We start from the raw sequence: 6,732 nt of genomic DNA on the forward strand, positions 1-6,732 counted from the left end.
CTTGCGCCTTGCGCAAGGAAGGGGGCCTTCATGTACTGGGGAAGGTGTGAAGGTCGAGTTCCCTCGGCTGAGCCGAGGGAAGGGGGCCTTCACGCGCTGTCGCCGTGGCTGTGGGTGGCTGGGGCAAGTGGGTCGGCTGTGCTGGTGGGCGGCGGCTGGGGCTGGGGCTGCTGTGGCTGGTGGGGCTGCTGTGCTGGTGGGCGGCTGGGGCAGAGGGTGCGGGGCCGTAGGCAACTGGCGCACTGTTGGCTAACCCGCATTACCACTCACGTGGCTAACCCGCACTACCACTCACGTGGCTAACCCGCACTACCACTCACGACCCGGCACCCGGCCTCTCGAAGGTGTGGCGAAGGGCACTTCGCAACCTTCAACGTTGCGAAAGTGCCCTTCGCAACACCCGACGGCAGCACACCCGGCGGCAGAGCAACACCCGGCCGCACAGCGGCAGCGCAACACCGCACAGGCTCAGGCCGACTGGCCCGGCATCGCGATCGCGACCGGCTTCGCGCCGAACTCCGCCCGCCATGCCGTTCCCCGCCGTGCCGACCCGATCAGCGCGTTCAGGGCCGTCCCGCGCAACGCGGCGTCATCGGTCCGGTCGATCACGCCGAGCCAGGCCGCGGTGACGTCCGATTCGGCCGTCGCCACGAGTTCCATCGCCGAGTTCGCCTCGGTCACCGGTTTCGGCGGGACGTAGGCGGCTTCCGGGCCCGGGGGGGTCTGGCCCGCGGCGGAAAGCATCCGTTCGCAGACGTCCCGCCGCTTGACGTGTTCGCCCGCGCCGCGGGCGACCGCGCTCGTGAAGGCGGCCGGGAGATAGGCGCTGACGAGTCCGTACACCCAGATCGCCGCGTGTTCGGCGGCGAGGGCCTGCTGCACGGCCTCCGTCCCCTCCTGGTTCAACTGGGCACCGGCGGGCACTTCGACGGCTCCGGCGTCGTCACCGCGGCCGAGTTTGTCCGAACTCTGCTGCAGTGCCGCGCAGCCCGCCGCGATCGAGGCGACCAGCCCGGCCCGGTAGCGCGGCAGTGAAGGCACCAGTTGTTCAGCCTGTTTCCTGGCCAGCGCGAGTTGTTCTTTGAGCCCGTCCACGGACGACGCCGGGGTCTCCGCCGGTCCGGACTGGGCGGGCTTCGGCCGGTTGAGCCGGTCCACCTCGGTTTTGAGTGCCGCCGCGTGCGCGGCCCGCGTGGCGGCGACCGCTTCGGCTTCCGCCCCGGTCAGCGCCTTCGCGCCGGCCGCGTCGGTGTCCGCCGCGCGCAACAGCGGGGCCAGCGGGTCGGGGCTTTCGTCGTACCCGGGGCCGCAGGCCGCCGCCAGCGGCACGGCCAGCGCGGCAAGCGCCCCCACACGCAGGAAAGTACGACGGCTCGGCAAGGTGGGCTCGGTCGGTCTTCCGGTCACGCCGCCCCATCCTGCCAGTACCCCTTGCGGGGCCGCCGCTCGCGCGTCACGCGGGGGTCACCAGATAAGCTGGTCCACTACCGAACCCGGATCCACGCCGCCGGGTCGTCCACAGCCGAACAGGAGCGCTCCACCGTGCCCAACGACCTCGCCAGCAGGCTGGAGCCCATCGTGGCCGAAGCCGTCAAGGCCGCGGGTTTCGACCTCGATTCCTTCGAGGTCCAGCAAGCAGGCCGCCGTCAGCTGGTCAAGGTCGTCGTCGACGGGGACGACGGCGTCGGGCTGGACGAGGTGGCGAGCGTCAGCCGCGCCGTCTCCGCCGTGCTCGACGAGAACGAGCACGTGCTGGCCAGCGCGTACACCCTCGAAGTGACCTCACCGGGCCTGGACCGGCCGCTGTCCGTGCGAAGGCACTGGCGGCGCGCGAAGTTCCGCCTGGTCAAGGTCACCCCAGCCGAGGGCGCCGCCTTCATCGGCCGCGTCGGGTACGCGGGGGAGAAATCCGCGCGCGTGCTCGTCGACGGCGAGATCCGGGACGTCGATTACGCCTCGGTGACCAAGGCGGTCATCGAGATCGAGTTCAAGCAACCACCTGCCGAGGACCTGAAACTGTTGGAAACCGATGCGTCGGCCCTGAACGCCGCCACCACTGAGCCGAAGGAGGAGCCGAAGTGAACGTCGACATCGCCGCGCTGCGCGCGATCGAACGGGACAAGGACATCCCCTTCGAGACGGTGATCGAAGCGATCGAGACCGCGCTGCTCACCGCGTACAAGCACACCGAAGGTCACCAGGCGCACGCCCGGATCGACATCGACCACAAGAGCGGGCTGGTGCGCGTCCTCGCGCACACCCTCACCCCGGACGGCCAGACCGACGAGGAATGGGACGACACCCCCGAGGGCTTCGGGCGGATCGCCGCGACCACCGCGCGGCAGGTCATCCTGCAACGCCTGCGCGACGCCGAGCACGAGAAGAGCTTCGGCGAGTTCTCCGCGAAGGAGAACGAGATCGTCGCAGGCGTGGTGCAACGTGACGCCCGCGCCAACGCCCGCGGCATGGTCATCGTCCAGGTCGGCGACATCGAAGGCGTCCTGCCCGCGATCGAGCAGGTACCTGGCGAGTCCTACGAACACGGCAGCCGGCTCAAGGCCTTCGTCGTCACCGTCTCGCGCGGTAACCGCGGCCCGCAGATCACGCTGTCGCGTTCGCATCCGAACCTGGTCAAGAAGCTGTTCGCCCTCGAGGTCCCCGAAATCGCCGACGGCACGGTCGAAATCGCCGCCATCGCGCGCGAGCCGGGACACCGGACCAAGATCGCGGTCCGCTCGACGGTGCCCGGCGTCAACGCCAAGGGTGCCTGCATCGGCCCGGTCGGCGCGCGGGTGCGCAACGTGATGAGCGAACTCGCGGGCGAGAAGATCGACATCATCGACTTCTCGGAGGACCCGGCCAAGTTCGTCGGGAATGCCTTGTCGCCCGCGAAGGTTATCTCCGTCAAGGTCGTCGACGAGCGCGCCAAGACCGCTCGCGTCGTCGTCCCGGACTTCCAGCTTTCGCTCGCGATCGGCAAGGAAGGGCAGAACGCCCGCCTCGCCGCACGCCTCACCACCTGGCGGATCGACATCCGCAGCGACGCCGCCCCTGAGCAGGGTGACGAAGCACACGCCGTGCCGCCGCGGCCCGCCGCGGCGACCGGTTCGGCTGAGTGAAGGTCGAAGCGCTAGACTTACGAGTGGTTCAGAGCCCGCGGCCGGGAACCGACCTCCAGCATGACCGGGAATCTCCGGTTCGTACCTGTGTGGGTTGCCGTCGGCGGGCCTTGATCGGCGAGTTGCTGCGAGTGGTCGCGGCGGATGGACGGCTGATCGTCGATGAACGTCGGCGGTTGCCGGGCCGGGGTGCTTGGCTGCACCCCGTGCCGGACTGTCTGGCCAAGGCCGAGCGGCGCAGGGCGTTCCCCCGGGCACTTCGTGTTCCAGGGTCGCTCGACGCCCAGGGTGTCCACGAACGCCTTGAGCGACTCACCGAAGGCTGAAAGGCGCCGGGACACCCCCGGTGCCGGATGGAATCAGGAAGCAGGTCGACCCGTCATGAGTCAGCCGTGAAGCTGAATCAATGAACGCGCGACAATAGGACGAGGTCTGCGGGTCTGCCGCCGGCCTCCCCAGATGAGGAGAGCTGTGCCAGGCAAGGCCCGAGTACATGAGCTCGCGAAAGAGCTCGGCATCACCAGCAAGGAAGTTCTCGCCAAGTTGAAGGAACAGGGCGAGTTCGTGAAGTCCGCGTCGTCGACCGTCGAGGCCCCGGTGGCCCGCCGTCTGCGTGACGCGTACCCGTCCAAGGACGGCAAGAGCAAGAAGCCGATCCCGAACCCCGGCCCGCGTCCTTCGCCCGCTCCTCCCGCGAAGCCCGCTACCCCGGCTCCGGCCGCGCAGCAGGCTCAGCCCGCGCCCGCGGCGAAGACCGAGGCACCGGCCGCCCCCGCGGCGTCCGCTCCGGCCGAGCCGGCACCGGCGGCGCAGGCTCAGCAGCCGTCCCGCCCCTCCACCCCGGGTGTCCGCCCGGGTCCGCGCCCCGGCCCCCGGCCGCCGGCGCCGAAGGAAGAGGTCGCTCCGGCGGCGAAGGCCGCCCCGGTGGCCGAACCCCAGCAGGCCCAGCAGGCCGAGCCCGCCAAGGACGTCCCGGCGGCTCCGGCCACCCCGGCCACCCCGGCCACCCCGCAGTCGTCCTCGACGCCGTCGCAGGGTTCCGTCGTGCCGCCGAAGCCGCAGGGCCCCAAGCCCGGCGGCCCGAAGCCCGGCCCGCGCACCCCGCGGGTCGGCAACAACCCGTTCGGTGTGGGTTCCGGTTCCCCGGCCCAGCGTCCGTCCGGTCCTCGTCCCGGTGGCGGCCAGCAGGGCGGCGACAACCGTCCCCCGCGTCCGGGTGGCGGTCAGGGTGGCGACAACCGTCCTCCGCGTCCCGGTGGCGGCGCTCCCGGTGGTAACCGGCCGACCCCGGGCAACATGCCCCCGCGTCCGAACCCCGGCATGATGCCGGGCCGTCCGGCCCGTCCGGCCGCCGGTCCCGGTGGCGCCCGTGGTGGTCCCGGTGGCGGTGCCCGTGGTGGTCCCGGCGGCGGCGCTCGTGGTGGCCCCGGTGGCGGCGGCGGAGGTTTCCGCGGCGGTCCCGGTGGTGCCGGCGGCGGTGGCGGTTTCCGTCCCGGTGGCGGCGGTGGCGGAGGTTTCCGTCCCGGTGGCGGTGGCCCTGGTGGCGGCGGCGGTGCCCCGGCCGGTGGCGGCGGTTTCCGTGGCGGCGGTGGCCGTGGTGGCCCCGGTGGCCGCGGTGGTACCGCTGGTGCCTTCGGTCGTCCCGGTGGTCCCGCTCGCAAGGGCCGGAAGTCCAAGCGCCAGAAGCGCATGGAGTACATGGACAACATGCAGGCGCCCAGCGTCGGTGGCGTTCGCCTGCCCAAGGGCAGCGGCGAAACGATCCGCCTGCCGCGTGGCGCTTCGCTGACCGACTTCGCCGAGAAGATCGACGCCAACCCGGCTTCGCTGGTGCAGGTGCTCTTCCACCTCGGTGAGATGGTCACGGCGACGCAGTCCGTGTCGGACGACATCCTCGAGCTGCTCGGCGGCGAGATGAACTACGTCGTCCAGGTCGTCAGCCCGGAGGAAGAAGACCGCGAGCTGCTCGGCACCTTCGACATCACCTATGGCGAAGACGCCGGTGAAGAAGAAGACCTGCAGGTCCGGCCGCCGGTCGTGACGATCATGGGTCACGTCGACCACGGTAAGACCCGGCTGCTCGACACGATCCGCAAGACGAAGGTGCGCGAGGGCGAAGCCGGTGGCATCACCCAGCACATCGGCGCCTACCAGATCGAGACCGAGCTCGAGGGCATCCCGCGTCTCGTGACGTTCATCGACACCCCGGGTCACGAGGCGTTCACCGCCATGCGTGCTCGTGGTGCGAACGCCACGGACATCGCGGTCATCGTGGTCGCGGCCGACGACGGCGTCATGCCGCAGACGGTCGAGGCGATCAACCACGCGCAGGCCGCCAAGGCCCCGATCGTGGTCGCGATCAACAAGATCGACAAGGAGGGCGCGAACCCGGACAAGATCCGGCAGCAGCTCACCGAGTACAACCTCGTGGCCGAGGAGTACGGCGGCGACACGATGTTCGTCGAGATCTCGGCGCGGGAGAACATCAACATCGATGGTCTCCTCGAGGCGATCCTGCTGACCGCGGATGCCGCACTCGACCTGCGTGCCAACCCGGACATGGAGGCACAGGGCGTCGCGATCGAGGCGCATCTGGACCGCGGTCGCGGTCCGGTCGCCACGGTGCTGGTCCAGCGCGGAACGCTGCGCGTCGGTGACTCCGTCGTCGCCGGTGACGCGTACGGCCGCGTGCGGAAGATGGTCGACGAGCACAACGTCAACGTCACCGAAGCGACCCCGTCGCGTCCGGTCCAGGTCATCGGGTTCACCTCGGTGCCCGGCGCCGGTGACACGTTCCTCGTCGTCGACGAGGACAGGGTCGCCCGGCAGATCGCCGAGCGGCGTTCGGCCCGTACCCGCAACGCGCTCAACGCGTCGCGTCGTAAGCGGGTCAGCCTCGAAGACCTCGATGAGGCCTTGAAGGAGACGAGCACCCTTAACCTGATCATCAAGGGTGACAACTCCGGTACGGTCGAGGCCCTCGAAGCCTCGCTGATGCAGCTGGATGTCGGCGAAGAAGAGGTCGAGCTCAACGTGGTCCACCGCGGTGTCGGTGGCGTCACGGAGTCCGACATCGACCTGGCGACCGCGTCCAACGCGATCGTCCTTGGCTTCAACGTGCGGGCACAGGGCAAGGCGACCGAGCGGGCCACCCGCGAGGGCGTCGACGTCCGGTACTACACGGTCATCTACCAGGCGATCGACGAGATCGAAGCCGCGCTCAAGGGCATGCTCAAGCCGATCTTCGAAGAGGTCGAGCTTGGCAAGGCCGAGATCCGCGGGATCTTCAAGTCGTCGAAGGTCGGTACGATCGCCGGTTGCATGGTCATCTCGGGTGAGATCCGGCGTAACGCCAGGGCCCGTCTCCTCCGTGACGGCAACGTCATCGTCGAGAATCTGCCGATCAACTCGCTGAAGCGCGAAAAGGATGACGTCACCGAGGTCCGCGAGGGCTTCGAGTGTGGTCTCACCTTGGGTAGCTACAGCGATTTGAAGCTCGGCGACGTCATCGAGACGTACGAGCAGCGCGAAAAGCCGCGTGCGTAAGTGACACGGCGGCGGCCGCCCCCCCCCACCGCCGGGGGGCCCCCGCGAACAAAAAAAAACACCCAAC

4 protein-coding genes and 1 pseudogene are annotated in these 6,732 nt (G+C 69.8%); 4 read left to right on the forward strand and 1 reads right to left on the reverse strand.

What is annotated here, in order from left to right:
- Window positions 1-468 precede the first annotated feature (468 nt).
- A complete protein-coding gene (locus AB0M65_RS39595; protein WP_364040366.1) occupies window positions 469-1,407 on the reverse strand; it encodes a ferritin-like domain-containing protein in 939 nt (312 codons plus the stop codon).
- 135 nt (window positions 1,408-1,542) lie between these two features.
- Here AB0M65_RS39595 and rimP point away from each other — a divergent pair, with 135 nt between their 5' ends.
- From rimP to infB, 4 genes and pseudogenes are all read left to right on the forward strand, one after another.
- A complete protein-coding gene (gene rimP / locus AB0M65_RS39600) occupies window positions 1,543-2,082 on the forward strand; it encodes a ribosome maturation factor RimP (RefSeq protein WP_364040369.1) in 540 nt (179 codons plus the stop codon).
- Complete coding sequence (gene nusA / locus AB0M65_RS39605; protein ID WP_364040372.1) at window positions 2,079-3,119, forward strand: transcription termination factor NusA; 1,041 nt, start codon at window positions 2,079-2,081, stop codon at window positions 3,117-3,119. The genes rimP and nusA overlap by 4 nt, the downstream gene beginning before the upstream one ends.
- Window positions 3,120-3,142: 23 nt before the next feature.
- A pseudogene (locus AB0M65_RS39610) lies at window positions 3,143-3,504 on the forward strand (YlxR family protein).
- A gap of 86 nt (window positions 3,505-3,590) precedes the next feature.
- A complete protein-coding gene (infB, locus tag AB0M65_RS39615) occupies window positions 3,591-6,665 on the forward strand; it encodes a translation initiation factor IF-2 (RefSeq protein WP_364040375.1) in 3,075 nt (1,024 codons plus the stop codon).
- Window positions 6,666-6,732: the final 67 nt, after the last annotated feature.

The organism is Amycolatopsis sp. NPDC051071 (assembly GCF_040682875.1).
Classification (GTDB): domain Bacteria; phylum Actinomycetota; class Actinomycetes; order Mycobacteriales; family Pseudonocardiaceae; genus Amycolatopsis.